Annotated in this window: 2 protein-coding genes; one reads left to right on the top strand and one right to left on the bottom strand. The window is 38.7% G+C overall.

The annotated features are described in order from the left end of the window. Positions 1-789 (top strand): helix-turn-helix domain-containing protein (locus tag A5875_RS23780; RefSeq protein ID WP_088934726.1); only part of this gene is annotated, 789 nt, incomplete at its 5' end. 168 nt (positions 790-957) lie between these two features. Here the strand turns inward: A5875_RS23780 and A5875_RS16520 are convergent. Continuing rightward, positions 958-2,517, bottom strand: coding sequence for a helix-turn-helix domain-containing protein (locus A5875_RS16520; RefSeq protein ID WP_088934725.1), 1,560 nt, complete (start codon positions 2,515-2,517; stop codon positions 958-960). Positions 2,518-2,749 lie beyond the last annotated feature (232 nt).

Below are 2,749 nucleotides of genomic sequence, written 5' to 3'. Positions count from 1 at the left end.
ATTCAAGATGTGGCCAAACTATTGAATGTCGTTCCTGCAACAATTAGAAATTGGGAGCAGCATGGCTTTTTCGTACCTAAAAGAAGCGAAAACGGCTACCGTATTTTTGACCAGCAAGATGTTGAAACGCTTAAAAAAATCAAAAACTGGTCAATTGATATGAAAATGGGCACGCAGGCTGTGAAAATGATGGCGGATTCCTATAACTTAAGCAGCAATCATTCAGATGAAGACAACACTTTGAGCAAAGAGCTGATCAACGATAAATGGAAAGAAAGTCGCAAAGCGCAAAACAAGACAATCAAAGAAGTCGCTGAGGCTGTTGGCATTTCCACATCCTATCTATCAAAAATCGAAAACATGCAAGTGAACCCTCGCCTAGAAGTTCTGCAGAAAATTGCCGATTATTATGGTGAAAATGTCTTGTACTACCTGCCGGCTGATCAAGATGAGGCTTCACAGTTAGTAAGAAAAGACCAACGAATGCGTGTTATCGATAAAAACAGCGGCCTGACGATTGAGAACTTATTGAAGCAAGAAAACTCGCGTTTATCCTTCATGATGTACACATTAAAGCCCGGTTCTAAACGTCCCACGATGCAGCCCCACTCGGGAAATGAAATTGTTTTTGTATTATCGGGAAAAGTAACCTTCACTATTGGAGAAGAAAAAGTCTACTATCTGGAAGAAGGCGACTGTCTCAGTTACAGTTCAGAAGAAAACCATGGTTGGTGTAATGAAAGTACAGAGGATGCACAGTTACTCTGGTTCTATGAACGAATATTATAAAAAGAGCCGCTTGAATTTCAGTTGAATTCAGGCGGTTTTCGTTAATTACAGTTATTTTGGTCATTATCTGATTGTCACGAGTTTTTTTAATCTAATCTATAAAGTATTGTTTCCAACTCAAAAAAACTCCTGCAGCAACTAGCAGGAGTCTGATTATTTTTATATCACTTAGTAATCCGTGATCTCTTGAGGAAACAATTTTTCTTCTAACAGAGACGCTCGGAATAGTTTTTCGGAAAGTTCATTCACTAGGTTTTGAATCGCGACGATCGACTGCGGGGTTACATAAGGGTCCATCGACACCAGAGGGAAATCTTTTGGCAGTCCTTCTCTTGATCCGGTGGTGATCAAGCCGTCATAGGTCAAAATTTTCTCGACTAACTCTTCCTCCCCATCCCAAATGTCTTCGAAATGATGGATTTCAAAATTTCCATAAACGATCTGGGTGATGACCTTCGAGATAAACTCCTCCTCCGTTGGCGAAAGATCCGAAATCAGCAGCAGATGAAGTGTTTTATCCTGTGACGCTAATCGTTCTAAACTATCGACTTCTGCTGTTAATAAAAGGTAGGCATAATTGGTGATGAAATCCTCGTCTTGATAGATTCTATATTTTTGAACAAAGTCCTGCGCAATTTCTGTGACCTTTTCTACTGCATGCTGGTGCATAATCTTGACCATCTCTAAAAAGATCGTTCGATTTTTTCGCAGAATCGTCAAAAATTCTCCCCTCTCATCATAAAGATAAACATCATTCAACAGCACCGTCGTCAGCTCAAACACCCGTTCTTCGTCAAGGGGGCCTCCCATTAATTTCATAAATGCTTTCGTCAAAGTTAAATGTTTGCGAAATAATTGGCGATAGCGGGGATTATCGGCTAGAGCCAGTTCTCTATGCTCTTTATTAAAGATAATTGCATCCGAGTAGGAAAGCCATAAGCAATCCCGCATCATTTCATCGGTCAAATTTAGCTGATAAACTTTGGAAACCATGCTTTTGAAAGCATAGGCGACTTCATTTTCCGGCAGCAGCAGCCCATTCGTCCGCAACTCCTCCTTAGGATAGGTATGACCATTTGCGATCCGCCATAAACTTATAAATATGTTGTAGGTCAACCGTTTGTTAAAAATATGCTTTTTATATAATCCATTGATCTCAATAAACTCCTGAACAAATTTTTCAATGGATCGTAATTGGGAACTATTCATATTGGGTAAGATAGTTTTCAATGAATAGTTTTTTTCAATAAAATAGCGATAATAAAAATGACGGATCGTTTTTTCCTCGCCTTCTAAACGCAACGGTCGGTAGCATAAATGAATCCCGGCTTTTTTTAGCGAAGGCTCTAGTTTTTTTAAATAGCGCTGAGTGTTTGACGAGCTCAAATACAGTGCTTTTGATAATTCGCTGATATTGTCATGCAGCTCATACAAAAGCTGCTCCACGATTTGAAATTCTGGCGAACTGGTCAGCGCTTCCGCATAAAGTTTTCCAATGCTGATGTCCTCCATAAGTTTGACACGGTACAATCCCATATCCTTTTCAACCAAAAAATATTTATTCTGCTGTCCATTTATCAGACTAATATCGCTCAATAAAATCGGTAATGAGCATTTCAACTCACTGGTGAGGTTCTCGCTCGGTGTTCCCTCCCGGTTATAATACAATAGCTCAATCAATTTTAATCTGCGTCTGTTGCTTACTCCTAAGACCTGGCGAAAATCCATTCTTTCTCCTCCAAATTAGTTAAAGTTGATAGGTGAACACGTCGATAGTTCTATCTTGAAAGCCTAGTTCCAAGCTAAGATTATTCTCTTCAAAAGAGATAAAATAACTATAGTGTTTTATTAGGAAGTGCTATTCCATTTTTATTTTACCTTTTCCCGCTTCAAATATATAGTGTTTTTTGAGTATTTTTCGTAACAACATTATTAAATTCAACTTATCTAACTTATATAC

The organism is Enterococcus sp. 3H8_DIV0648 (genome assembly GCF_002140655.1).
In the GTDB taxonomy this organism is placed as follows: domain Bacteria; phylum Bacillota; class Bacilli; order Lactobacillales; family Enterococcaceae; genus Enterococcus_A; species Enterococcus_A hulanensis.
The sequence above is the reverse complement of the archived record's forward strand: the minus strand, read 5'-3'. Positions and strand labels throughout refer to the sequence as shown.

Coding starts and splice junctions, on each gene's coding strand:
- A5875_RS16520 (WP_088934725.1), bottom strand. CDS start 2,517: ATGGATTTTCGCCAGGTCTTAGGAGTAAGCAACAGACGCAGATTAAAA.